Source organism: Pseudocitrobacter sp. CD920760, from assembly GCF_057782505.1.
Window position 1 is genome coordinate 2971964 of sequence record NZ_CM173490.1, and the last position, 22877, is coordinate 2994840.

Here is a 22877-nt window from a genome sequence, read left to right on the forward strand (position 1 = left end):
CCCCTTCGTCATTTACCCATTAAATTCGTCTGGCCTGCCAAAACTTCTTGCGCCAGTAGACGTTATCCAGCGACGAGCGCGTGACGCCCTGACTGGTCGATGCATGGATGAACTGGTTATCCGTATCATAGATACCGACGTGGAGGCCACTGTCCCCTGAGCCGGTTTTGAAGAAAACCAGATCGCCGGGTAGCAGATCGTCTTTATCAATTTCGGTGCCTATCTTCGCCTGCTGACGCGTTTCGCGCGGTAACTGCATTTCAAATTTATCGCGGAAAGTGGTTAAGACAAACCCGGAACAATCAATTCCACGGCGATTCATCCCACCATAGCGGTAAGGCGTGCCGTGCCAGTTGCGCAACTGATCGTTTAAATTAGCAATTACGGTTATTGAATCCGACAGTCTTGGATTTGGGGGCGGCGCATGGTGACTACATCCCGCCAAAAATAAAGCCGCTATAAAAATAATCAAGAATCGCATATCCGGCGAATCCTCTCTTTTTTAATTTCCCGATAATTTAGCCCGGTTACTTATTCCCTGGCAAGTAAGCAATGATACTTAATGTTTCCCTGGCACCCCTGGTTCGTTTTCCAGGCCAGACTTACCCGGCAACCAGCATCTGGTGACCGGCAATCTCCAGACGCTGGAAAGAAATATTATAGGCGCTAAAGAGTGAAGCGGGCGTTAATACATCATCCGTTGTCCCGCTGGCGATTAATTGCCCTTTGCACAGCAGCCATACGCTGTCGGCATGCCGTAACGTATGATTGAGATCGTGGCTGCTCATTACTATCGCAATACCGCGAGAGCGCAATGTGTCCAGCACACGATCAAGGGCTGCCTGCTGTGCAACATCAAGGCTGTTCATGGGTTCATCCAGTAGCAGAAGTTGACCATGAGGATTGCCAGAAGGATGAATCTGCAGGATTACCGCCGCAAGCCGCACGCGCTGCCACTCACCACCGGAAAGCTGATTCACATTACGGCCCAGTTTATCTACCAGACCTAGCGCTTCCGTTACCTGCGCACAAAGCATATGTTCCGTTTTATCATGTTGATGCAACAGCAGAAAATGCCAGACGGGCATGGCGAATGGCGGCGACTGATGCTGGGAAAGATACGCGCGCTTTTGCGCCAGCTCCAGCGAGGTCCATTCGCCTAACGGTTTATCGTTTAGCGTGACGGCGCCTTTCCCGGAACTTAACCCCGCCATGCGGGTTAACAGCGTACTCTTCCCCGCGCCGTTCGGCCCCACGAGGTGGATTATCTCGCCAGCGTGAATCTCTGCGCTAAACTGCGTTAAACGCATTCCCTCACTGACGTTTTGCAGTTGCATCAGCATTGTCATTACAGAACCAGTGCTTTCTGAATCGCATTAATCAGAATCGGATCTTCCGGCGTCATATCCGGTGAGAAACGCGCGACTACGCGACCGTCACGGCCAACGAGGAATTTCTCAAAATTCCACAGAATGTCTCCAGGCTGCGCGGGCGCACGACCTTTGCTGGCCATTTTTTCATAAAACTCGCTGCCCTTCGGCGCAATGGCTTTTGGCGCGGCGCGCGTTAAGGTCTGATAGAGCGGATGACGCCCTTCGCCATTAACGTCGATTTTACTGAACATAGGGAACGTCACGCCGTAGGTGGTGCGGCAGAACGTTTTAATGTCGTCTTCACTCCCCGGCTCCTGTCCCAGGAACTGGTTGCACGGGAATCCCAGCACCGCAAAGCCTTCATATTCGAGCGACGTTTGCAGGCTTTCCAGCTGTTCGTACTGCGGGGTTAATCCGCATTTAGATGCCACATTCACGATCAACAGGACGTTCCCTCTGAAACGTTCCAGGGTCGTTTTTTCACCATCAATCGTTGTAACTTCAATGTTCAGAATTGCGTTTTCCATAATATCCTCATTAGCATATGTACTGAACGTCAGCGCCCAGAACGCAATAATAGCCAGATAAAGACGGGCGCTCCCGTGGTCGCCGTCACAACACCGATAGGAAGTTCGGCCGCCTGAAGCGCCAGCCGCGCAATGATGTCCGCCGCCAGCAACGTACTTGCCCCTGCCAGTGCGCAGGCCGGTAGCAGCACCCGATGATCGGTCAGACCGCACAGCCGCAGCATATGTGGCACCACAAGGCCGACAAAGCCGATTGCGCCCGCCAGCGCCACGCTGACGCCAACCAGCCAACCGGTGGCAATCACCAGCAGTTTACGCCACAGCCAAATGGGGACACCCAGCTGTCTGGCTGAAGTTTCGCCCAGCGCCAGTAAATTCAACGGCTGTGATTGCAGGCAAATCCACGCGATAACCGGAATCAGCCCCAGCATCAGCCAGCTCTGTTGCCAGTCAACGCCGCCGAAGCCGCCCATCATCCAGTACATCAGTTGGCGTAAATCAAAAGATGTAGAGAAGTAAACGGCCCAGGTCATCAGCGCGCTGCAAATAATGCCCAGCGCAACCCCGGCTAAGAGTAGTTTACTGGTAGAAAGATGACGTCTGGCAAAACGCATCAGAATAAAGGTAATAAGCAGCGCCCCGAGAATAGCTGACAGGCCGAGCGCCCAGCCGGGTAGCATTCCCTGCCCTAACATCACGGCGGCAATCAGCCCGACGCCTGCACCATTAGAAACCCCCAGCAGGCCAGGCTCCGCCAGCGGGTTTTCAAACAGCGCCTGCATTACGGCACCCGACAACGCCAGCGCGGCACCAACCAACAGAACCGCAACGGTACGCGGCAGGCGAATCTGCCAGATAAAGAGCTTTCCGGTGGCGCTAAACCAGCTGCCTGGAGCGATCCATCGGTCTCCGGCACAGAGGCTTATCGTCAGCGCAACAAGCAGCGTGAGCGCCAGTATCATGAGCCAGCGCCGATTGCGTCGCTGCTGAAGATGTACGTAGTCCAGCATAGTAGTCCATGTGCCAGCAAGAGAGGTGTTTGATTTTACGGTGGTTCCACGTGCGGGAAAAGAAAAAAGGCCGCATAGCGGCCTTTTTGGTTAGTGCAAATTACTCTTCTTTGGGCGTCGCGTTTTCGACACGGCTTTTTAACTTCTGACCGGGTCTGAAGGTCACCACGCGCCGGGCTGTAATGGGAATATCTTCGCCCGTTTTCGGGTTACGACCCGGGCGTTGATTTTTGTCTCGCAGGTCAAAATTACCAAAACCGGAAAGTTTAACCTGTTCGCCATTTTCCAGAGCACGACGGATCTCTTCAAAAAACAGCTCAACCAGCTCTTTGGCATCCCGCTTGCTAAGCCCAAGCTTATCAAACAGATATTCTGACATTTCAGCTTTTGTAAGCGCCATAGGTTCAATCCCTCAATGATGCCTGGAATCGCTCTTTTAATGCCTCTACACACTTGGCAACGGTAGTGGCAATATCCTCTTCTTCAAGTGTACGGCTGGTATCCTGAAGGATCAGGCTGATAGCGAGGCTCTTATACCCCTCCGCAACACCCTTACCACGGTACACGTCAAATAAGTTTACGCCAACTATCTGATTTACGCCAACTTTCTTACATTCGGACAAAATATCCGCTGCCGGTACGTTTTCTGCCACCACAACCGCGATATCACGACGGTTTGCCGGGAAGCGAGAAATCTCCTGTGCCTGAGGAACCACGCGGTCTGCGAGCTTGTTCCACTCCAGTTCGAACACCAGTGTGCGACCGTTGAGATCCAGTTTACGTTCCAGTTCCGGGTGAACAACCCCAATGAAACCAATACGTTCACCTTTCAGATAAATCGCCGCGGACTGGCCCGGATGCAGTGCCGGATTGGCTTCAGCTTTAAACTGAATATCAGACAGTTTACCTGTCAAATCGAGAACAGCTTCGAGATCGCCTTTTAAATCATAGAAATCAACGGTCTCTTTTGCCAGGTTCCAGTGCTCTTCGTAGCGGTTGCCGCAAATCACGCCGCCCAGCATCACATCCTGACGAATGCCCAGCGGAGCCTGGGTATCCGGTACAAAGCGCAGACCGGTTTCGAAGATACGTACGCGGTTCTGCTGACGGTTCTGGTTATAGACCACGGTGGTCAGCAGGCCGCTCCACAGAGAAAGACGCATTGCGGACATTTCACTGGAGATAGGGCTTGGCAGAATCAGCGCTTCTTCGCCCGGGTGAATCAGTTGCTGCACTTTCGGATCGACGAAGCTATAGGTGATCACTTCCTGGTAGCCTTTGTCATTCAGCATCGTTTTCACGCGCTTGAGCGACAGATTGGCTTCTTTATGGCTGCCCATCACCAGACCGGCCTGCACAGGCTCGTTCGGGATGTTGTCGTAGCCAAACAGACGCGCAACTTCTTCTACCAGGTCTTCTTCAATTTCCATGTCGAAACGCCAGCTCGGCGCAACGGCCTGCCACTGGTCGTTACCGACGGTCACTTCACAGCCCAGACGCTGGAGAATATCGGTCACCACGTCATCGGCAATATGATGACCAATCAGGCGATCCAGCTTGCTGCGACGCAGGGTGATGGTCGCACGTTTCGGCAGCGTAGATTCGTTGGTAACATCGATAACCGGGCCTGCTTCGCCGCCGCAGATATCCATCAGCAGGCGGGTGGCACGCTCCAGAGCTTTGTACTGCAGCGCCGGATCGACACCACGCTCATAGCGGTGAGAAGCATCCGTATGCAGGCCATGACGACGCGCGCGGCCAGTAATAGACAGCGGGTTGAAGAATGCGCACTCCAGCAGAACGTTTTGCGTTTCGCCATTCACGCCAGAGTGTTCGCCACCAAAGATGCCGCCCATTGCCAGCGCTTTGTTGTGGTCGGCAATGACCAGGGTATCGGATTTCAGTTTCGCTTCGCTACCGTCAAGCAGAACCAGCGTTTCGCCCTCTTTCGCCATGCGCACGACGATACCGCCTTCGATACGATCTTTATCGAATGCGTGCATCGGTTGGCCCAATTCGAGCAGCACGTAGTTGGTGACGTCAACAACCGCGTCAATGGAACGAATACCGCAGCGACGCAGTTTTTCTTTCATCCACAGCGGGGTTGGCGCTTTGACGTTGATGCCTTTCACTACGCGACCCAGGTAACGCGGGCAGGCGTCGGCGGCTTCAACACTGATAGGCAACGTGTCGTTGATGGTGGCGGCAACCGGCGTGATTTCCGGCTCAACCAGCTGCAGTTTGTTCAGTACGGCCACATCGCGGGCAACACCGATGATACCGAGGCAGTCGGCGCGGTTCGGCGTCACGCTGATTTCGATAGTGTTGTCATCAAGTTTCAGATATTCGCGGATATCTGTACCGATCGGCGCATCTGCCGGCAGTTCGATAATGCCGCTATGGTCATCGGAAATACCCAGTTCAGAGAACGAACACAGCATCCCTTCAGACGGCTCACCACGCAGTTTGGCGGCTTTAATTTTGAAATCGCCCGGCAGTACAGCGCCAATCGTGGCAACCGCCACACGCAGACCCTGACGGCAGTTTGGCGCGCCACAGACGATATCAAGCAGGCGTTCACCGCCGACATTGACTTTTGTTACGCGCAGTTTGTCGGCGTTCGGGTGCTGACCGCACTCAACCACTTCACCCACAACCACACCGTTGAAGGTGCCTGCAACTGGCTCAACACCGTCGACTTCCAGGCCTGCCATGGTGATTTGACCGGACAGCGCTTCGCTATCGATGGCCGGGTTAACCCATTCGCGTAACCACAGTTCACTGAATTTCATTGTTTTGCCCTGCCCTTATTTAAACTGTTTGAGGAAACGCAGATCGTTTTCGAAGAATGCACGTAAATCGGTGACGCCGTAACGCAGCATGGTCAGACGCTCCATCCCCATACCGAAGGCGAAACCAGAGTAAACTTCCGGGTCAATGCCGACATTGCGCAGCACGTTCGGGTGAACCATCCCGCAGCCCAGCACTTCCAGCCATTTACCGTTTTTACCCATCACGTCAACTTCCGCAGACGGTTCGGTGAACGGGAAATAGGACGGACGGAAACGAATCTGCAGATCTTCTTCAAAGAAGTTACGCAGGAAGTCATGCAGCGTGCCCTTCAGATTGGTAAAGCTGATGTTTTTATCAACGATCAAACCTTCCATCTGATGGAACATCGGGGTATGCGTTTGGTCGTAATCGTTACGATATACGCGGCCCGGTGCAATGATACGAATTGGCGGCTGTTGATCTTTCATGGTGCGGATCTGTACGCCGGAGGTTTGGGTGCGCAGCAGACGCGTGGCATCAAACCAGAAAGTGTCGTGGTCAGCGCGTGCCGGGTGATGTCCTGGAATATTCAGCGCATCGAAGTTGTGGTAATCATCTTCGATTTCCGGACCGGTCGCCACGGTAAAGCCGAGCTCACCGAAGAAACTTTCAATACGGTCGATAGTACGGGTAACCGGGTGCAGACCACCGTTTTCAATACGACGACCCGGCAGGGAGATGTCGATGGTTTCGGCAGCCAGACGGGCGTTCAGAACTGCACTTTCCAGCTCAGCTTTGCGGGCGTTCATCGCCTGCTGAACCTGCTCTTTTGCTTCGTTAATGACCGCACCTGCTGCCGGGCGCTCTTCTGGCGGCAGATCACGCAGTGTTGTCATCTGAAGGGTCAGATGCCCTTTTTTGCCAAGGTACTCGACGCGAACGTTATCTAACGTGGCGACATCCGAGGCCTGGTTAATGGCTGCCTTCGCACTGGCAACCAGCTCTGCGAGATGTGACATGGTTTTCCTCATTGTGTCGGTAAAGACACTGGTTCGTTGGACTTAATTTTTGTGCTGTACAAACGAAAAAAGCCTCCACTGGGGAGGCTTTCAGGCGCTGTTTTTCGTTTCTTCTTTCACGCGCTAGCCTCCTGGTTTCAGGTGCTAAAGTAAAAAAAGAAGCGGAAAATAGCAGCATTCATGCTTGCGTTACCTTAAGGGTAAAATTCGTCTGACGTTTATTGAAAGGCTTGCCACAATAAAAGTCAATGTTTTGATAGCGTTGAAACGAAAAGAGGGAGACAAGCTCCCTCTTTCAACTGGCTTATGCCAGAGCTGCTTTCGCTTTTTCGACCAGAGCGGTGAACGCTACTTTGTCGAATACTGCGATATCAGCCAGGATCTTACGGTCGATTTCAACAGAGGCTTTTTTCAGGCCGTTGATGAATTTGCTGTAAGAAATACCGTTCTGACGTGCTGCAGCGTTGATACGTGCAATCCACAGTTGACGGAACTGACGCTTACGTTGACGACGGTCACGGTAAGCGTACTGACCTGCTTTGATAACAGCCTGGAAGGCAACGCGGTATACGCGAGAACGCGCACCGTAGTAGCCTTTAGCTTGTTTCAAAATTTTCTTGTGACGTGCACGTGCAATTACACCACGTTTTACGCGAGCCATATGTGCTCTCCTGTATCTATTCTAATTAAAAAGTTAAAAAAACGTTAACGACTTATGCGTACGGCAGGCACGCGATTACCAGACCCAGATCGCCTTTGGAAACCATGGCTTTCGGACGCAGGTGACGTTTACGTTTGGTCGCTTTTTTGGTCAGAATGTGACGCAGGTTAGCGTGCTTGTGCTTAAAACCACCTTTACCGGTTTTTTTGAAGCGCTTAGCAGCACCGCGTACGGTCTTAATTTTTGGCATTTTAATAACTTCCACTTCGCATTGTTAATAAACGAAACAAAGGCGAATCACCCTGTGAGCCGAGGCCCACAGGAATGATTACTTGATGGCCTTACTGTTTCTTCTTAGGAGCGAGCACCATGATCATCTGGCGGCCTTCGATCTTCGTAGGGAAGGATTCGACTACTGCCAGTTCACTCAGATCGTCACGGACGCGCGTCAGCACTTCCATACCAATCTGTTGGTGGGCCATCTCACGACCGCGGAAACGCAGCGTGATCTTGGCCTTATCGCCATCTTCCAGAAAGCGAATCAGGCTGCGGAGTTTTACCTGATAATCGCCATCGTCGGTACCAGGACGGAATTTAATTTCCTTAACCTGGATAACTTTTTGCTTTTTCTTCTGTTCCTTAGAAGACTTACTCTTTTCATAAAGGAACTTGCCGTAGTCCATAATACGACAAACTGGCGGTTCGGCGTTAGGGCTGATTTCAACTAAATCTACTCCAGCTTCTTCAGCTTTTTCGATCGCTTCTCTCAGACTCACAATTCCCAGCGCTTCGCCTTCCAGACCTGTTAAGCGAACTTCCTGGGCGCGAATCTCGCCATTGATACGATTCGGACGTGCCGTTTGAACTCGTTTTCCGCCTTTAATACCTTATTCCTCCAGTTGTTGAAGACTGCGGCTGCGAATCTCTTGTTGCAGCTTCTCGATCACTTCATTTACGTCCAGGCTGCCCAGGTCTTTACCGCGGCGGGTGCGAACGGCCACTTTGCCTGCTTCCACCTCTTTATCACCACAGACCAACATATAAGGGACACGACGTAAAGTGTGCTCGCGGATTTTAAAGCCAATCTTCTCATTTCTCAAGTCTGCTTTTACACGAATGCCTGCATTTTGTAGTTTACGGGTCAATTCGTTAACGTATTCAGCCTGAGAATCAGTAATATTCATGACGACGACCTGCACCGGCGCGAGCCAGGTTGGGAAGAAGCCGGCGAATTCTTCGGTCAGGATGCCGATAAAGCGTTCCATCGACCCCAGAATTGCGCGGTGAATCATTACCGGAACCTTGCGTTCGTTGTCTTCGCCTACATAAGAAGCGCTCAGACGAGACGGCAAGGAGAAGTCCAGCTGTACAGTACCGCACTGCCATGCACGATCGAGGCAGTCATACAGGGTAAATTCAATTTTCGGACCGTAGAATGCGCCTTCACCCAGTTGATACTCAAACGGGATGTTGTTTTCTTCCAGCGCAACCGCTAAGTCCGCCTCAGCACGATCCCACATCTCGTCGCTACCGATACGTTTATCCGGGCGAGTGGAGAGTTTGACGACGATTTTCTCGAAGCCAAAGGTGCTGTACATATCGTAGACCATACGAATACAGGCGTTCACTTCATCGCGGATTTGCTCTTCAGTACAGAAGATATGCGCATCATCCTGAGTGAACCCGCGTACACGCATCAGGCCGTGCAGCGCGCCTGACGGCTCGTTACGGTGGCAGCTACCGAATTCCGCCATACGCAGCGGCAGATCGCGGTAGGATTTCAGACCCTGGTTGAAGATCTGAACGTGGCCTGGGCAGTTCATTGGTTTGATGCAGTATTCACGGTTCTCAGAAGAGGTGGTGAACATTGCGTCTTTGTAGTTATCCCAGTGGCCGGTTTTTTCCCACAGCACGCGGTCCATCATGAACGGACCTTTTACTTCCTGGTACTGGTACTCTTTCAGCTTCGAACGCACGAACACTTCCAGTTCACGGAAGATAGTCCAGCCGTCGTTGTGCCAGAAGACCATACCCGGCGCTTCTTCCTGCATATGATACAGGTCGAGCTGCTTACCGATTTTACGGTGATCGCGTTTCGCCGCTTCTTCCAGACGTTGCAGATACGCATTCAGCGCTTTTTTATCTGCCCACGCGGTACCGTAGATACGCTGCAACATTTTATTGTCGCTATCGCCACGCCAGTACGCGCCTGCGGTTTTCATCAGTTTGAAGTGATGGCAGAAACGCATATTCGGCACGTGCGGACCGCGGCACATGTCGACGTATTCTTCGTGATGATACAAGCCAGGCTTGTCATCATGCGCGATGTTTTCATCAAGGATGGAAACTTTGTAGATTTCACCCCGTTTCACGAAGGTCTCGCGGGCTTCATGCCAGCTGACTTTCTTCTTGATGACATCGTAGTTTTTCTCGGCGAGCTCGTGCATACGTTTCTCGAGCGCGTCAATGTCTTCCTGGGTCAGGGTATGGTCAAGATCAACGTCATAGTAGAAGCCGTTGTCGATAACCGGACCGATTGCCATTTTTGTGTTCGGCCAGAGCTGCTTAATAGCATGACCGAGCAGGTGTGCGCAGGAGTGACGAATGATCTCCAGCCCTTCTTCATCTTTCGCGGTAATCAAAGAAAGGGTTACATCGTTTTCAATCACATCAGACGCATCGACCAGTTCACCATTAACGCGACCGGCGATAGTGGCTTTTGCCAGCCCTGGACCGATATCCAGAGCCACATCCATTGGGCTTACTGCGTGGTCGTAATGGCGTTGGCTGCCATCAGGAAGAGTAATTACAGGCATGTTATGTCCTTATTTGCAGTGGTGCCCCACACGAAAGAGCACATACAAAACAATATAATGAAATTTATCAACAAGTTGTGGACTGATTCCCGCTTCACTCTGCGAAATATGAGGCATCGATACGAGGTATTGAGGCCACCTACATCCGCTTGTTGATAACACCGTCAACTAGTTTACACATCATTGTTACGTGATTAAAGCCGCAATTACTCTTCCCTGCGTCTGATGCTGCTTTTCCCTCCAACAGGATACAGAAGAGGTGCGGAAGGAAAACGCTCGGCGATAAATGTGTTAAGGAATGTCATGGAAAGGAAAAAATAAACAAAAAGTGCGATCGATTAACATTTTAATCGATGTAACAATGTTGGCTGGCTGACGTTGTGGAATACAAAAATTAACAACCCGGTCATTTTTGCAGACAATTCCGACAATTAACAATCGGTAAGCTAAAACTCAATAATAGAAAAACCGGTACATCTCTACCCGGTTTTTTCTGACCACCGAACAATAAGGAATTCTTATTAATAAGGCGTGATGCTATCAGGACCACTCACCCGCGACCAGGGTATGCACATTGAAGGCATCATCCATTGAATGGCCAGTAGATTGAGAGCCAGGCGCGATGTTTGAGCCCGCTTCAACGTCATGTGCAGAGGTGATTCCGACGTGCTGGGTTGCAGGAGTACTGGCAGAAGGCGTTGCAGGTTCAGCGGCAAATACACCGAATGAAAGTGCAGACAGCACAGCTGCTGCTGTTGCGATTTTAATATTTTTCATAATGGTTATTCTCTGGTTTGATTAGCACTTTTGAATCCGGGCGTCATTTTCCGCCCTTGACAACAGTGTAGATCCAGATCACATTTTTGACCAGCCCCATTATTTAGCTTTTCGTGTCAAATTAGGTAAAAATATATCAACAAGATTAATTATGGAGATATTATGGAGAAATCTTCTTTTTATTAAATTTAAAACGTTGTTGAGAATTTAATAATACAGGTGGGCGTTATTTATGGCAAACAGGCCGGTGTTATTCCGGCCTGTTTAAAATTACATTTTATAACCGAGAGAAAGCGTGGTCCGTCGATCTGTATGTTCTGGCGCCGTCGCTGGCGGCTCTGAGTTCCAGGTGACGTTGTAGGCAACCTTGAGACCAAAGTGCTCGTTGATGGCGACGTTCAGGGCGCTTTCGGAGTTCACCGTGGTGTCGTCTGAACCAAACACAGAAACACCCTGCGTGAATTTCGCCGTATCGGTCATCTGCCAGGCATAAGTGCCTGAAGCATAACCCAAAGCCTGGGTTTCTGTTTCGTCATTGGTGTACTTGTCATAACGAACACCCGGACCAAATTCAAAACGGAAACTGTGCACCGGGCCATTGAGGAACTGGCGACCATAACCGGCGGTAAACACGTCACGCTCGCGGTAACCATTGTAACGGTCGGTCAGCCAGCTGGCCTGGCCGAATAAATAGTCTGTATCCGTCATGTTATAACGGCTACGTCCGCCTACGGCATATTTTTCAGAAGATCGCTCATCATTAGAAGAGGTATTGCTGGCATTTCCCCACAGAGACCAGGCGGTTGTATTACCATACCAGGTTAAGGTGGAGTCAGCGGTCAGTGAGGAACTCTTGGTGTTACCCGACTGGGCCAGATAGCCCGCATTAACAGTGCCTTCAAAAGGCTTCTTCGCGGAGGAAGGGTCATCCATGACAGTAAAAACGGAATCATCGGCAGCTGCATACATTGACGCAAACACGCCACCCAGCAGCATCACAGCCGCGGGTACTGTCTTCAAAAGCTTCATTTATAAAGAGTCCGTACAACAAAAAAAGAGACCTTAACGGTCCCGGAAACTTTCGCGAGGATCAACGACAGGCGGTCCATTGAAAGGTAACAAATTATAAAAAGCGCCGCATAACATAGCAATGAATTCTTCTTTCATTTTTTGAATAAGAACGATCTCAAAACGCGCTTTATTTCATATAGATATTCGCACGTAAAGCTTTCCATTTTATTGAAAATTATAGTGTTGTGACTTTCACTCTCGCCTTTTCGGTGCCAGACTTACATTCTGGCTGAGACAGGTCTGGCCTTATGGTCATAAAGGGAGGTAATAGTAATGGTTAAGATTTATACGCTCACATTCGCCCCTTCGCTCGACAGCGCCACGCAGACGCCGCAAATTTATCCCGAAGGGAAACTACGTTGTAGCTCACCGGTTTTTGAACCTGGCGGAGGCGGAATTAACGTCGCCCGCGCGATTACGTTTTTAGGCGGAAAGGCGACGGCAATTTTTCCCGTAGGCGGCGCGACGGGTGAACACCTCGCCGCCCTGCTAACCGAAGAACATGTCCCGGTAGAATGTGTTGAGGCGCTGGAATGGACACGCCAGAATCTCCACGTCCACGTTAACACCAGCGGGGAGCAATACCGCTTTGTGATGCCCGGCGCTACGCTGCATGAGGACGAAATTCGTAAGCTCGAAGAGAAAGTCACCCAAATTGAAGCCGGTTCACTGTTAGTGATAAGCGGTAGCCTTCCCCCCGGCGTTAGCCTTGAACGCTTTGTCGCATTAATTAAGTCAGCACAACAGCATGGTGTACGTTGCGTTGTTGATAGCTCCGGCGATGCGCTGGCCGCCGCGCTGGATATCGGCCACATTGAGTTAGTCAAACCGAATCAGAAAGAACTCAGTGCATTAGTGCAACGCGATTTAATTCAGCCAGATGATGTGCGCAAAGCAGCTGAAGAGATCATTCACAGTGGAAAAGCCACACGGGTGGTCGTATCCCTCGGCGCTCAGGGCGCGCTTGCCGTGGATGCGAAAAACTGCGTTCAGGTCGTACCGCCGCCGATAAAGAGCCAGAGCACCGTTGGCGCAGGTGACAGCATGGTGGGCGCGATGGTGTTGAAACTGGCGGAAAATGCCGGGCTTGAGGAGATGGTGCGTTACGGCGTTGCCGCCGGGAGCGCGGCCACGATTAATCAGGGCACTCGTCTCTGCTCTCACGAAAACACGCAGCAAATCTTCGATTATTTGTCGCAGAATAAATAATGAACTCCGGCCCGGGCTCTCCGTCCGGGTCGCGAAATCGCGCCAATCGACTATGCTAAAAAAATTCTATTATTAACAATGAGGTGAATTATGAGCGGTGATATCACCCGTTACGTCGTGACGATTAAATTTCAGGAAGAGACGCTAACTGAGCTTAATGAACTCAATAATCATCTGACCCGAGCCGGATTTACTCTTACACTCACGGATGATGAAGGCAAAGTTCACGAACTTGGCACCAACACATTTGGCCTGGTTAGCCCGCAAAATAGTCAGGAAATTAAGGCGTTAGTGAGCGGGCTTGCGGATACCGCTATCGGCAAATCTGTTGATATTGACGTAATCACATTCGAGCAGTGGCTGAAAGATCAATAAATGCTGTTCCGGCATTTTAACTCCTGGTTGTGCGTTAGTTCGAGTTTTTGCACCGCATTTGTGCGCTAACCTTATGATCTGGCAGAAAACATGGGGAGAGACATCATGTGGCAAGCGATCGGTAACCTGTTAAGTGAACAACTCGGCAAAGGTGAAATCGAGCAGCGCGACGAACTGCCAGGCGGTGAGATCCACGCCGCATGGCATATTCGCTACGCAGGTCGCGATCTCTTTGTGAAATGCGATGAACGTGAGCTGCTGCCCATCTTCACGGCGGAAGCTGACCAACTCGAACTCTTGTCCCGCAGTAAAACCGTGACGGTGCCGAAAGTTTTCGCCGTCGGTTCAGACCGCGATTACAGCTTCCTGGTGATGGAATATCTCCCTCCCCGTCCGCTGGACGCGCATAACGCGTTCTTGCTTGGGCAACAAATTGCGCGTCTCCATCAGTGGAGCGACCAGCCGCAGTTTGGCCTCGACTTTGATAACGACCTCTCCACCACGCCACAGCCGAACGCCTGGCAGCGCCGCTGGTCTACCTTTTTTGCCGAGCAGCGAATTGGCTGGCAGCTGGAACTGGCTGCGGAGAAAGGGATGGAATTTGGCGACATTGATGCCATTGTCGATCACGTTCAGCAACGCCTGAGCTCACATCAGCCGCAGCCTGCGTTATTGCACGGCGATTTGTGGTCTAACAACTGTGCGCTCGGCCCGAACGGCCCTTATATCTTCGATCCTGCCTGCTACTGGGGTGACCGTGAATGCGACCTGGCGATGCTGCCGCTGCATCCGGAACAGCCGCCGCAAATTTACGACGGGTACCAGTCCGTCTCACCGCTGCCGGCTGATTTTCTTGAACGCCAGTCGGTCTATCAACTTTATACCTTGTTCAACCGGGCAATTCTGTTCGGTGGGCAGCATCTGGTGATTGCGCAGAAAGCGCTGGATAACGTGCTGGCAGCGTAAACCGGATAGCAAAAGCCCCCGAATTCGGGGGCTTTCTGGTTTAGCTCATCTGTACGCCTTTAAGGCGGAACTCAATGTTCATGATCAAACCGTTACCCGGCTTGCCGGCTTCGTAGCGCCATTTACGCATCGCCGCTTTCACGTCGCGTTCGAACATATTCGACGGCTGCGCGGAAAGAATTTCAACGTTTTCCACTCGCCCATCAGCCGTCACATCAAACTTGACGCGAACTTTACCTTCAATACGCAGCGCCAGTGCGCGAGACGGATAGCTAGGCTGCGAGCGATTTAACGCTTTCGGCCCCGTCGGTGCAGTGATCGTCGGCTTGCTGGTACCGGTCTGGTTATTGGCGACAGAACGCGCCGGTGGCGCATCGTTGGTTGTCGTCGATAATGGACGCGTTTCTACCGGTTTCACTTCCGGCTTACGCTCTTCCACTTTTTTCACCGGCTTCGGTTTCGGTTTTGGCTTCGGCTTAGGTTTCGGTTTTTCGATAACCACCGGCGCTTCTTTTGGCGGTTCGGGAACCACTTCCGGTTCGGGCTCGGGTTCAGGCTCGGCTACGGGTTGCGGCGGCTGAACGGCCTGAGGCGGCTCGAGGTCGGAAGGCGCGACCATCGTAATGGAAATAGGCTGAGCGGGTGCGGGCAGTTCAATAACCTGATGTACCGAGGTGTAAAGCAGGCCCGCCACGACGGCACCGTGAATACCAACGGACAGCAATGTTGGCCACGGAAAGCGGCGAGGTAAATCAAGGGTCATTGAAGTCATAATCGTTACTGTTGAAAAATGATGAGTGTGATTTTAAATGCAAATAGCAATCATATTCAATAAGGCATCTTATCTTCCGTCAAGTTTCCGCCGCTTTTGCTGAAAAAAAGCACGCCCGGCCACCCTGCTTTATCATTGTTTTAACTTTGCATTGCAGTCGTTGTCGCTTTCACTTACCGTAATTTACAGCTAACTAAAACAGGAGTTCTGCCCGTGCTTTACGTCATTTACGCTGAAGATTACGCCGACACCCTTGAGAAACGTCTGTCTGTCCGCCCGGCTCACCTGGCCCGTTTACAACTGCTGCATGATGAAGGTCGCCTTCTGACGGCGGGCCCGATGCCTGCGGTTGATAGTAACGATCCCGGCGCTGCGGGTTTTAGCGGCTCAACGGTCATTGCTGAGTTCGAATCACTGGAAGCGGCGCAGTCCTGGGCACAGGACGACCCGTATGTGGCGGCGGGCGTGTATGAACGCGTGACCGTGCGTCCGTACAAAAAAGTATTCTGAGTTCCGAAAAACATCGGGCACCGCAAGCGGTGCCCTTTTGCCATTAAAGATCGTAAATGGCATACAGCAAGCAATTACGCTGTCGCCCGACCAGGCTCTTTCTGATGGAGTGGATACGCATATTACGGCGCGACTGCGCTTCCAGCCAACGGGCTTTGCGGCGGCTCGCCTGACGCAACATCCGCCAGCGCCCCACTTCCGGTCTACTACGCTTCATTTCTACCGCTCTTATCGAAGAAGAGCCGTTATTATACCCCCGGGAAATCGGCTTACCAGCGCTTTTCCCTCGCGTTTTTATTTGCCAGATGAATCCTGATGCGTAAACTCATAACAAACGCTTTCAAAAGGACTTTCTGACTATGACAACCTTTTACACCGTCGTGAGTTGGCTGGCTATTCTGGGGTACTGGTTGTTAATTGCGGGGGTAACGCTGCGTATTCTGATGAAACGCCGCGCGGTTCCTTCGGCAATGGCATGGTTGCTGGTTATCTACATTCTTCCGCTGGTCGGGATTATCGCTTATCTCTCGGTGGGCGAGCTGCATCTCGGCAAACGCCGGGCCGAGCGCGCACGCGCGATGTGGCCCTCCACAGCGAAATGGCTGAACGATCTCAAAGCGTGCAAACATATTTTCGCGCAAGACAACAGCCCGGTCGCTTCTTCTTTATTTAAGCTTTGCGAACGTCGCCAGGGCATTGCGGGCATGAAGGGAAACCAGCTTCAGCTGCTGACCAGTTCTGACGACGTGATGCAGGCGCTTATCCGTGATATCCAGCTGGCACGCCACAATATTGAGATGGTGTTTTACATCTGGCAGCCCGGCGGCATGGCCGATCAGGTTGCGGAGTCGCTGATGGCGGCGGCACGACGCGGCGTTCACTGCAGATTGATGCTCGACTCGGCGGGCAGCGTCGCCTTCTTCCGTAGCCCATGGGCGGCAATGATGCGAAACTCCGGCATCGAAGTGGTTGAGGCGCTGAAAGTTAACCTGATGCGTGTCTTCCTTCGACGTATGGATTTACGCCAGCACCGCAAAATGATCATGATCGACAACTATATTGCCTACACCGGCAGTATGAACATGGTCGATCCGCGCTTCTTTAAACAAGACTCCGGCGTGGGTCAGTGGGTTGATTTGATGGCGCGTATGGAAGGCCCGGTCGCCACCGGGATGGGTATCGTTTATTCCTGCGACTGGGAAATCGAGACGGGCAAACGCATTCTGCCACCACCACCCGATACCAACATTATGCCGTTTGAAGAAGCCAGCGGGCACACGATTCACACCATTGCCTCAGGCCCCGGTTTCCCGGAAGATTTGATCCACCAGGCGCTGCTCACCGCAACCTACGCGGCCCGCGAGTACCTGATTATGACCACCCCCTACTTCGTGCCGAGCGATGATCTGCTGCACGCTATCTGTACCGCTGCACAGCGTGGTGTGGACGTCAGCATTATCCTGCCGCGCAAGAATGACTCGGTTCTGGTCGGCTGGGCCAGCCGGGCATTCTTTACCGAGCTGCTGGCGGCGGGTGTCAAAATCTATCAGTTTGAAGGCGGTCTGCTGCACACCAAAAGCGTACTGGTCGATGGCGAATTAAGCCTGGTGGGTACCGTTAACCTGGATATGCGCAGCCTGTGGCTTAACTTCGAAATTACGCTGGTCATCGATGACGCCGGTTTCGGTGGCGATCTCGCGGCAGTGCAGGATGATTATATCTCCCGCTCCCGCCTACTGGACGCCCGTTTATGGATGAAACGCCCGTTCTGGCACCGCATCGCTGAGCGACTGTTTTACTTCTTTAGCCCGTTGCTGTAAAACGTGCCCATCAGATGTTAAACAGGTAATCATCATGGATATGGATTTAAACAATCGCCTGACCGAAGACGAAACGCTCGAACAGGCTTACGATATTTTTCTCGAACTGGCGGTTGATAACCTCGATCCCGCTGATGTCATTCTGTTTAACCTACAGTTTGAAGAACGCGGCGGTGCAGAGTTATTCGACCCGTCAGAAGACTGGCAGGAACACGTTGATTTCGATTTGAACCCGGACTTCTTCGCCGAAGTGGTCATTGGCCTTGCCGATACCGATGGTGGCGAAATTAACGATATCTTTGCGCGCGTACTGCTGTGTCGCGAGAAAGATCACAAGTTGTGCCACATCCTCTGGCGCGAATAAGATGTGTGAAGGGGCAGCCAGCGCTGCCCCTTTTTTTATTCTTCCGGTAGTTTTCCGCCACAGGCTTTACAATATTTCGCGGCAGTTTCATGCCCGCTCTGCTGACAATCCGGGCAAATTCTTGCCAGCTGACGTTTGGCTATTTCTCCGCTCATTTGTGAGGTAATAATGCCGGTCGGAATCGCGATAACGGAATAACCAATCAAAATTAGCAGCGATGCGACCGCCCGCCCAGGCGCCGTGTGCGGCGTGATATCACCGTAGCCTACGGTTGTTACGGTAACAATAGCCCAGTAGACCGAGGTGCTTAAGGTGGTGAAGCCATTCGCCGGCCCTTCAATGCCGTACATTAATGCACCCGCGACAACCATAACAATCGAGATAAACGCGTAGAACAGAATAAGCTGATGACGCGATTTTACAATCGCTCCCCAGATGCCATTTAATGCCGGCATCAGGCGTAATAATTTCAGAATACGCAGCACGCGAATAACGCGCATCGCCCGCCAGGCGAAGAGATAATCAATGCCAATCTCCGGCCACAGCATGATCACGTAAAACGGTAAAATCGTGGCGAGATCGATAAAACCCCAAAGGCTAAAAACATAACGCGCTGGCTGCGGCCAACTGAATACACGCAAAAAATATTCGAGGGTAAATACCAGCGTGAAGAAAACTTCCACCCACACAAAAAGATGCCATTCATCGTACGTCAGGTGATAAGTGGTTCCGACGCCTGACTCAATAAAAATCACCACCACGCTTAACAGTGCGAATAACCCGCACAGCGCTTCAAAGCGCCGGGCGGAACGCCGGTTATGGTCGAACAGTGCGTGATATATCCGTCGACGAAATGTTTGCATGACCAACACGTTTTAACCTCATAAGAAAAAGGGCTGACAATTGTCAGCCCTTGCGATTATAACGGGTCTACCTTCAGGCAGGAAACCGCGTGCCGGAAGCTGCCCTCCAGCACCGGTCGGGTTTTCGCACACTCCGGCCCGGCGATCGGGCAGCGGGTGCGGAAGACACAGCCCGATGGTGGGTTAATCGGTGACGGCAGTTCCCCCTCCAGCAACTGAATGGTCTTCTGCTTTTCCAGATCCGGATCGGGCACCGGCACCGCCGACATCAGCGCTTTGGTATAAGGATGCAGCGGGTTGTGATACACCTCGTCATAGGTGCCGAGTTCCACCGCATGACCCAGATACATCACCAGCACGCGATCGGAAATGTGTTTCACTACCGCCAGATCGTGGGCGATAAAGATTAACGACAGGCCCATTTCGCGCTGCAACTGCTGCAACAGGTTCACCACCTGCGCCTGAATGGACACATCCAGCGCCGAAACGGGTTCATCGCAAATAATCAGTTTCGGTTCAAGGATCAGCGCGCGCGCAATACCGATTCGCTGACACTGACCGCCGGAGAATTCATGCGGATAACGGTTGACCAGGTTCGGCAACAGCCCCACTTTCATCATCATCGCTTTCACCCGATCGCGCACTTCCTGGCGCGGCATTTTCGGATGATAAGTACGCAGCGGCTCGGCTATGATTTCACCAATGGTCATGCGCGGGTTGAGTGACGCTAGCGGATCCTGGAAAATCATCTGAATATCGCTACGCACGTCGCGCCATTCGTCCGGTTTCATGCCCAGCAAATCTTTCCCCAGCCAGGCCACGCGTCCGTCAGTGGCTTTCACCAGGCCGATAATTGCACGCGCAAAGGTGGATTTCCCGCAGCCAGATTCCCCTACCACACCCAGCGTTTCCCCTTCATACAAACGCAGCGTGACGCCATCGACGGCTTTCAGGGTTTTGGCCGGTTGCCAGAACCACTGTTTGCCATCCTTAATATCAAAATGGACTTTTAAGTCGGCGATTTCGAGTAGAATTTTTCTATCTTCAGTGACGGCATTCATACCAATTCCCCCACAGGCTTAAAGCAGGCGCGTAAGCGACCTGGCGCGAACGTCTCAAGAGGCGGCGCGCTGCTGCAAATCTCCATCGCGTGCGGACAGCGCGGCTGGAACGGACACCCCTTAGGCAGGCGAAGCAGGTTCGGTGGGTTACCCGGAATGGTTAACAGCGATTCACCTTCCGCGTCGAGACGCGGAACGGCATTGAGCAAACCAATAGAGTAAGGATGCGCCGGATGATAGAAGACATCGCGCGCGTTGCCGTATTCCATGGTACGCCCGGCGTACATCACCAGCACTTTATCGCAGATACCCGCAACGACGCCGAGATCGTGAGTAATCATGATAATCGCGGTGTTAAATTCGCGCTTCAGTTCGTTGAGCAGCGTCATGATTTGCGCCTGTACCGTGACATCCAGCGCAGTCGTCGGTTCATCGGCTATCAGCAGCTTAGGCCGGCACAGCAGCGCCATCGCAATCATCACGCGCTGACGCATGCCGCCGGAGAACTCATGCGGGTACATTTTCATACGCTTACGCGCTTCCGGCATTTTTACCGCATCAAGCATTTTGACCGATTCTTCAAACGCTTCCGCTTTACTCATGTTTTTGTGCAGCATCAGAACTTCCATCAACTGCTCACCAACGCGCATATACGGGTTCAGTGAGGTCATCGGGTCCTGGAAGATCATCGAGATTTGCTCAGCGCGCAGTTTATTTAATGCGTGTTCCGGCAGGTTGAGGATCTCTTTACCGTTAAAGGCAGCCGAACCGCCAATCCGTCCGTTACCCGCCAGCAGCCCCATCAGGGCAAACGCGGTTTGCGATTTACCGGAACCGGACTCACCAACAATACCCAGTGTTTCCCCGGCGCGCAGATTAAAGTTGAGGTCGTTCACCGCCGTCACATCGCCGTCGGGCGTTTTAAACGTCACGCGCAGATCTTTTACATCCAGCAGCAGGCCCGTTTGCGCCTGCGTTTGCGGCGCTTTAGCCGTATCAATTACGCTCATCACGGCTCTCCTTAACGGTCTTTCGGGTCGAGGGCATCACGCAGGCCATCGCCGATAAAGTTGAAACAGAACAGGGTGACCACCAGGAAACCCGCCGGGAACAGCAGCAGCCATGGAGAAACTTCCATCGAGTTGGCGCCATCGCTCAGCAATGCGCCCCAACTGCTCAGCGGCTCCTGGGTACCCAGACCCAGGAAGCTCAGGAAAGATTCAAACAGAATCATGCTTGGGACCAGCAGCGATGCATAAACCACCACCACGCCAAGCACGTTCGGCACAATGTGGCGCACCACGATGCTGGCAGTAGACACACCGCCAACCTGCGCGGCTTCGATAAACTCTTTGCGTTTCAGGCTGAGCGTTTGCCCACGGACGATACGCGCCATATCCAGCCAGGAAACCATACCGATAGCCACGAAAATCAACAGGATGTTCTGACCGAAGAAGGTCACCAGCAGGATAACGAAGAACATGAACGGGAAGGAGTTTAGGATTTCCAGCAGACGCATCATGACCGAGTCGACTTTGCCGCCGAGGTAACCAGACAGCGATCCGTACAGCGTGCCGACAATCACCGCCACCAGCGCTGCGGCAATCCCGACCATCAGCGAGATGCGCCCGCCGATTGCCACGCGCACCAGCAGGTCGCGCCCGGAGGAGTCAGTACCAAAGTAGTGACCGGATTCCATATCTGGCGCACTCGACATCATTCCCCAGTCCGTATCGAAATAGGAGAACTGCGACAGCATCGGCGCCAGGGTGACGAACAGAGCGATCAGCACTAATACCACCAGGCTGGCAACCGCTGCACGGTTATGCATAAAGCGACGGCGCGCATCCTGCCACAGGCTGCGACCTTCAACATCCAGTTGTTCACTGAAGTTCTCCAGCACCTCGCTATTTTTCTTACTCAATATCATGGCGAACTCCAGACTCAGTAACGGATTTTAGGGTCAATCACGGCGTAAAGCACATCCACGACCGCGTTAAACAAGATTGTCAGCGCGCCGACCAGAATGGTCAGGCTCAGCACCAGCGAATAATCGCGGTTCAGCGCCCCGTTGACGAACAGTTGCCCAATCCCCGGCAAGCCATAAATGGTTTCGATAACCATTGAACCGGTGATGATGCCGACAAACGCGGGCCCCATATAGGAGAGCACCGGCAGCAACGCAGGTTTTAAGGCGTGACGGAAAATAATCCGCCGCATCGGCAGGCCTTTGGCGCGCGCGGTGCGGATAAAGTTGGAGTGCAGCACTTCAATCATCGAGCCGCGGGTGATACGCGCGATACTGGCGATATAGGCCAGAGACAGCGCCACCATCGGCAGGATCATAAATTTCAGCGCCCCGCCGTTCCAGCCGCCGCCGGGAAGCCATTTCAGCGTAATGGCGAAGATCATCACCAGCAACGGCGCGACGACAAAACTGGGTATCACCACCCCGGTCATCGCGACGCCCATTACCGAGTAGTCCCATTTGGTGTTTTGCTTAAGCGCTGCAATCACGCCCGCAGTGACGCCTAATACCACCGCCAGAATAAAAGCGGCCGCCCCCAATTTCGCCGATACCGGGAAGCTGCTCGCCACCAGATCGTTAACCGAATAATCTTTATATTTAAAAGATGGCCCGAAATCGCCGTGCGCCAGTTGCTTCAGGTAACTGAAGTATTGCGTGGTGATGGGATCGTTTAAGTGGTATTTCGCTTCAATGTTCGCCATGACTTCTGGCGGTAAGGTGCGCTCACCGGTGAAAGGACTTCCCGGCGCAAGGCGCATCATAAAGAATGAAATGGTAATAAGAATAAATAGCGTCGGAATCGCTTCCAGACAGCGACGAAGTATAAATTTCAACATTGCCCGTACCTTTTGGCCAGTGCCTTCAATAATGCGATAAGCGAGA

At 52.4% G+C, this 22877-nt stretch carries 27 protein-coding genes and 1 other annotated feature; of the genes, 6 read left to right on the forward strand and 21 right to left on the reverse strand.

Going from position 1 to position 22877, the window contains the following annotated elements:
• Positions 1 to 19: 19 nt before the first annotated feature.
• From AC1MKH_RS13930 to AC1MKH_RS13995, 14 genes are all read right to left on the reverse strand, one after another.
• A complete protein-coding gene (locus AC1MKH_RS13930; RefSeq protein ID WP_015964185.1) occupies positions 20 to 481 on the reverse strand; it encodes a C40 family peptidase in 462 nt (153 codons plus the stop codon).
• A 121-nt stretch (positions 482 to 602) separates the two neighbouring features.
• The gene (gene btuD / locus AC1MKH_RS13935; RefSeq protein ID WP_276220007.1) at positions 603 to 1349 is read right to left on the reverse strand and encodes a vitamin B12 ABC transporter ATP-binding protein BtuD; all 747 of its coding nucleotides are present in this window, start codon (positions 1347 to 1349) and stop codon (positions 603 to 605) included.
• The gene (locus tag AC1MKH_RS13940) at positions 1349 to 1900 is read right to left on the reverse strand and encodes a glutathione peroxidase (RefSeq protein ID WP_276220006.1); all 552 of its coding nucleotides are present in this window, start codon (positions 1898 to 1900) and stop codon (positions 1349 to 1351) included. Before AC1MKH_RS13940 ends, btuD begins: the two co-directional genes overlap by 1 nt.
• A gap of 29 nt (positions 1901 to 1929) precedes the next feature.
• Entirely contained in the window at positions 1930 to 2910 is a 981-nt protein-coding gene (gene btuC, locus AC1MKH_RS13945) for a vitamin B12 ABC transporter permease BtuC (protein WP_276220005.1), read from the reverse strand.
• Between the two features lie 100 nt (positions 2911 to 3010).
• Positions 3011 to 3310: an integration host factor subunit alpha gene (gene ihfA, locus AC1MKH_RS13950; protein ID WP_003030571.1), complete on the reverse strand. Its 300-nt coding sequence runs from the start codon at positions 3308 to 3310 to the stop codon at positions 3011 to 3013.
• 4 nt (positions 3311 to 3314) lie between these two features.
• Complete coding sequence (pheT, locus tag AC1MKH_RS13955) at positions 3315 to 5702, reverse strand: phenylalanine--tRNA ligase subunit beta (RefSeq protein WP_276220004.1); 2388 nt, start codon at positions 5700 to 5702, stop codon at positions 3315 to 3317.
• Positions 5703 to 5717: 15 nt separating this feature from the next.
• Positions 5718 to 6701, reverse strand: coding sequence for a phenylalanine--tRNA ligase subunit alpha (gene pheS / locus AC1MKH_RS13960; protein WP_149462691.1), 984 nt, complete (start codon positions 6699 to 6701; stop codon positions 5718 to 5720).
• A 62-nt stretch (positions 6702 to 6763) separates the two neighbouring features.
• Positions 6764 to 6888 (reverse strand) — a sequence feature (Phe leader region).
• Positions 6839 to 6883 carry a pheST operon leader peptide PheM gene (gene pheM, locus AC1MKH_RS13965; protein WP_001386830.1) on the reverse strand — a complete coding sequence of 15 codons (45 nt, stop codon included), beginning with the start codon at positions 6881 to 6883 and terminating at the stop codon, positions 6839 to 6841. Its footprint overlaps the feature before it by 45 nt.
• A 117-nt stretch (positions 6889 to 7005) precedes the next feature.
• On the reverse strand, positions 7006 to 7362 hold the full coding sequence (gene rplT, locus AC1MKH_RS13970; RefSeq protein WP_000124850.1) for a 50S ribosomal protein L20: 357 nt from the start codon (positions 7360 to 7362) through the stop codon (positions 7006 to 7008).
• A gap of 52 nt (positions 7363 to 7414) precedes the next feature.
• Positions 7415 to 7612, reverse strand: a complete 198-nt coding sequence (gene rpmI, locus AC1MKH_RS13975) for a 50S ribosomal protein L35 (RefSeq protein ID WP_001124225.1) — start codon at positions 7610 to 7612, stop codon at positions 7415 to 7417.
• A 91-nt stretch (positions 7613 to 7703) separates the two neighbouring features.
• A complete protein-coding gene (gene infC, locus AC1MKH_RS13980; RefSeq protein ID WP_071843507.1) occupies positions 7704 to 8246 on the reverse strand; it encodes a translation initiation factor IF-3 in 543 nt (180 codons plus the stop codon).
• 3 nt (positions 8247 to 8249) lie between these two features.
• Positions 8250 to 10178, reverse strand: a complete 1929-nt coding sequence (gene thrS, locus AC1MKH_RS13985) for a threonine--tRNA ligase (protein WP_015964179.1) — start codon at positions 10176 to 10178, stop codon at positions 8250 to 8252.
• Positions 10179 to 10718: 540 nt separating this feature from the next.
• Complete coding sequence (locus AC1MKH_RS13990) at positions 10719 to 10955, reverse strand: YdgH/BhsA/McbA family protein (protein ID WP_276220003.1); 237 nt, start codon at positions 10953 to 10955, stop codon at positions 10719 to 10721.
• Positions 10956 to 11225: 270 nt separating this feature from the next.
• Positions 11226 to 11984, reverse strand: coding sequence for a DUF481 domain-containing protein (locus AC1MKH_RS13995; protein WP_276220002.1), 759 nt, complete (start codon positions 11982 to 11984; stop codon positions 11226 to 11228).
• Positions 11985 to 12299: 315 nt separating this feature from the next.
• Between AC1MKH_RS13995 and pfkB the strand changes: the two genes are divergently transcribed.
• From pfkB to AC1MKH_RS14010, 3 genes are all read left to right on the forward strand, one after another.
• Positions 12300 to 13235 (forward strand): 6-phosphofructokinase II, encoded by a 936-nt coding sequence (pfkB, locus tag AC1MKH_RS14000; RefSeq protein WP_276220001.1) that lies wholly within the window; start codon positions 12300 to 12302, stop codon positions 13233 to 13235.
• 87 nt (positions 13236 to 13322) lie between these two features.
• Positions 13323 to 13610: a type V toxin-antitoxin system endoribonuclease antitoxin GhoS gene (gene ghoS, locus AC1MKH_RS14005; protein ID WP_276220122.1), complete on the forward strand. Its 288-nt coding sequence runs from the start codon at positions 13323 to 13325 to the stop codon at positions 13608 to 13610.
• A 105-nt stretch (positions 13611 to 13715) separates the two neighbouring features.
• Positions 13716 to 14576 (forward strand): fructosamine kinase family protein, encoded by an 861-nt coding sequence (locus AC1MKH_RS14010; RefSeq protein WP_231827085.1) that lies wholly within the window; start codon positions 13716 to 13718, stop codon positions 14574 to 14576.
• Positions 14577 to 14616: 40 nt separating this feature from the next.
• On the opposite strand, the gene tonB is transcribed toward AC1MKH_RS14010, so the two are convergent.
• Entirely contained in the window at positions 14617 to 15339 is a 723-nt protein-coding gene (tonB, locus tag AC1MKH_RS14015; protein ID WP_276220121.1) for a TonB system transport protein TonB, read from the reverse strand.
• A 222-nt stretch (positions 15340 to 15561) separates the two neighbouring features.
• Here tonB and AC1MKH_RS14020 point away from each other — a divergent pair, with 222 nt between their 5' ends.
• A complete protein-coding gene (locus AC1MKH_RS14020) occupies positions 15562 to 15858 on the forward strand; it encodes a YciI family protein (protein ID WP_015964170.1) in 297 nt (98 codons plus the stop codon).
• A gap of 43 nt (positions 15859 to 15901) precedes the next feature.
• Here AC1MKH_RS14020 and AC1MKH_RS14025 read toward each other — a convergent pair whose 3' ends face one another.
• Positions 15902 to 16075, reverse strand: coding sequence for a YciY family protein (locus AC1MKH_RS14025; protein WP_149462701.1), 174 nt, complete (start codon positions 16073 to 16075; stop codon positions 15902 to 15904).
• A gap of 142 nt (positions 16076 to 16217) precedes the next feature.
• On the opposite strand from AC1MKH_RS14025, the gene cls reads away from it, so the two are divergent.
• Both cls and AC1MKH_RS14035 read left to right on the forward strand, forming a co-directional pair.
• A complete protein-coding gene (gene cls / locus AC1MKH_RS14030; protein WP_276220000.1) occupies positions 16218 to 17678 on the forward strand; it encodes a cardiolipin synthase in 1461 nt (486 codons plus the stop codon).
• A 34-nt stretch (positions 17679 to 17712) separates the two neighbouring features.
• Positions 17713 to 18042, forward strand: coding sequence for an HI1450 family dsDNA-mimic protein (locus tag AC1MKH_RS14035; protein ID WP_015964167.1), 330 nt, complete (start codon positions 17713 to 17715; stop codon positions 18040 to 18042).
• Positions 18043 to 18077: 35 nt separating this feature from the next.
• On the opposite strand, the gene AC1MKH_RS14040 is transcribed toward AC1MKH_RS14035, so the two are convergent.
• From AC1MKH_RS14040 to oppB, 5 genes are read right to left on the reverse strand one after another with little or no spacing between them, the layout of a single operon-like run.
• A complete protein-coding gene (locus AC1MKH_RS14040) occupies positions 18078 to 18905 on the reverse strand; it encodes an ion transporter (protein WP_276219999.1) in 828 nt (275 codons plus the stop codon).
• A 56-nt stretch (positions 18906 to 18961) separates the two neighbouring features.
• Positions 18962 to 19966, reverse strand: a complete 1005-nt coding sequence (gene oppF / locus AC1MKH_RS14045; RefSeq protein WP_015964165.1) for a murein tripeptide/oligopeptide ABC transporter ATP-binding protein OppF — start codon at positions 19964 to 19966, stop codon at positions 18962 to 18964.
• On the reverse strand, positions 19963 to 20976 hold the full coding sequence (oppD, locus tag AC1MKH_RS14050; protein WP_276219998.1) for an ABC transporter ATP-binding protein: 1014 nt from the start codon (positions 20974 to 20976) through the stop codon (positions 19963 to 19965). Before oppD ends, oppF begins: the two co-directional genes overlap by 4 nt.
• Positions 20977 to 20987: 11 nt before the next feature.
• Positions 20988 to 21896: an oligopeptide ABC transporter permease OppC gene (gene oppC, locus AC1MKH_RS14055; protein WP_276219997.1), complete on the reverse strand. Its 909-nt coding sequence runs from the start codon at positions 21894 to 21896 to the stop codon at positions 20988 to 20990.
• A gap of 14 nt (positions 21897 to 21910) precedes the next feature.
• Entirely contained in the window at positions 21911 to 22831 is a 921-nt protein-coding gene (oppB, locus tag AC1MKH_RS14060) for an oligopeptide ABC transporter permease OppB (RefSeq protein WP_015964162.1), read from the reverse strand.
• Positions 22832 to 22877: the final 46 nt, after the last annotated feature.

Coding starts and splice junctions, on each gene's coding strand:
- btuD (WP_276220007.1), bottom strand. CDS start 1,349: ATGACAATGCTGATGCAACTGCAAAACGTCAGTGAGGGAATGCGTTTA.
- oppC (WP_276219997.1), bottom strand. CDS start 21,896: ATGATATTGAGTAAGAAAAATAGCGAGGTGCTGGAGAACTTCAGTGAA.
- tonB (WP_276220121.1), bottom strand. CDS start 15,339: ATGACCCTTGATTTACCTCGCCGCTTTCCGTGGCCAACATTGCTGTCC.
- AC1MKH_RS14040 (WP_276219999.1), bottom strand. CDS start 18,905: ATGCAAACATTTCGTCGACGGATATATCACGCACTGTTCGACCATAAC.
- AC1MKH_RS13930 (WP_015964185.1), bottom strand. CDS start 481: ATGCGATTCTTGATTATTTTTATAGCGGCTTTATTTTTGGCGGGATGT.
- ihfA (WP_003030571.1), bottom strand. CDS start 3,310: ATGGCGCTTACAAAAGCTGAAATGTCAGAATATCTGTTTGATAAGCTT.
- pfkB (WP_276220001.1), top strand. CDS start 12,300: ATGGTTAAGATTTATACGCTCACATTCGCCCCTTCGCTCGACAGCGCC.
- rplT (WP_000124850.1), bottom strand. CDS start 7,362: ATGGCTCGCGTAAAACGTGGTGTAATTGCACGTGCACGTCACAAGAAA.
- AC1MKH_RS14025 (WP_149462701.1), bottom strand. CDS start 16,075: ATGAAGCGTAGTAGACCGGAAGTGGGGCGCTGGCGGATGTTGCGTCAG.
- AC1MKH_RS14035 (WP_015964167.1), top strand. CDS start 17,713: ATGGATATGGATTTAAACAATCGCCTGACCGAAGACGAAACGCTCGAA.
- cls (WP_276220000.1), top strand. CDS start 16,218: ATGACAACCTTTTACACCGTCGTGAGTTGGCTGGCTATTCTGGGGTAC.
- pheS (WP_149462691.1), bottom strand. CDS start 6,701: ATGTCACATCTCGCAGAGCTGGTTGCCAGTGCGAAGGCAGCCATTAAC.
- AC1MKH_RS13940 (WP_276220006.1), bottom strand. CDS start 1,900: ATGGAAAACGCAATTCTGAACATTGAAGTTACAACGATTGATGGTGAA.
- btuC (WP_276220005.1), bottom strand. CDS start 2,910: ATGCTGGACTACGTACATCTTCAGCAGCGACGCAATCGGCGCTGGCTC.
- AC1MKH_RS14010 (WP_231827085.1), top strand. CDS start 13,716: ATGTGGCAAGCGATCGGTAACCTGTTAAGTGAACAACTCGGCAAAGGT.
- oppF (WP_015964165.1), bottom strand. CDS start 19,966: ATGAATGCCGTCACTGAAGATAGAAAAATTCTACTCGAAATCGCCGAC.
- rpmI (WP_001124225.1), bottom strand. CDS start 7,612: ATGCCAAAAATTAAGACCGTACGCGGTGCTGCTAAGCGCTTCAAAAAA.
- oppD (WP_276219998.1), bottom strand. CDS start 20,976: ATGAGCGTAATTGATACGGCTAAAGCGCCGCAAACGCAGGCGCAAACG.
- AC1MKH_RS13990 (WP_276220003.1), bottom strand. CDS start 10,955: ATGAAAAATATTAAAATCGCAACAGCAGCAGCTGTGCTGTCTGCACTT.
- pheT (WP_276220004.1), bottom strand. CDS start 5,702: ATGAAATTCAGTGAACTGTGGTTACGCGAATGGGTTAACCCGGCCATC.
- AC1MKH_RS13995 (WP_276220002.1), bottom strand. CDS start 11,984: ATGAAGCTTTTGAAGACAGTACCCGCGGCTGTGATGCTGCTGGGTGGC.
- oppB (WP_015964162.1), bottom strand. CDS start 22,831: ATGTTGAAATTTATACTTCGTCGCTGTCTGGAAGCGATTCCGACGCTA.
- thrS (WP_015964179.1), bottom strand. CDS start 10,178: ATGCCTGTAATTACTCTTCCTGATGGCAGCCAACGCCATTACGACCAC.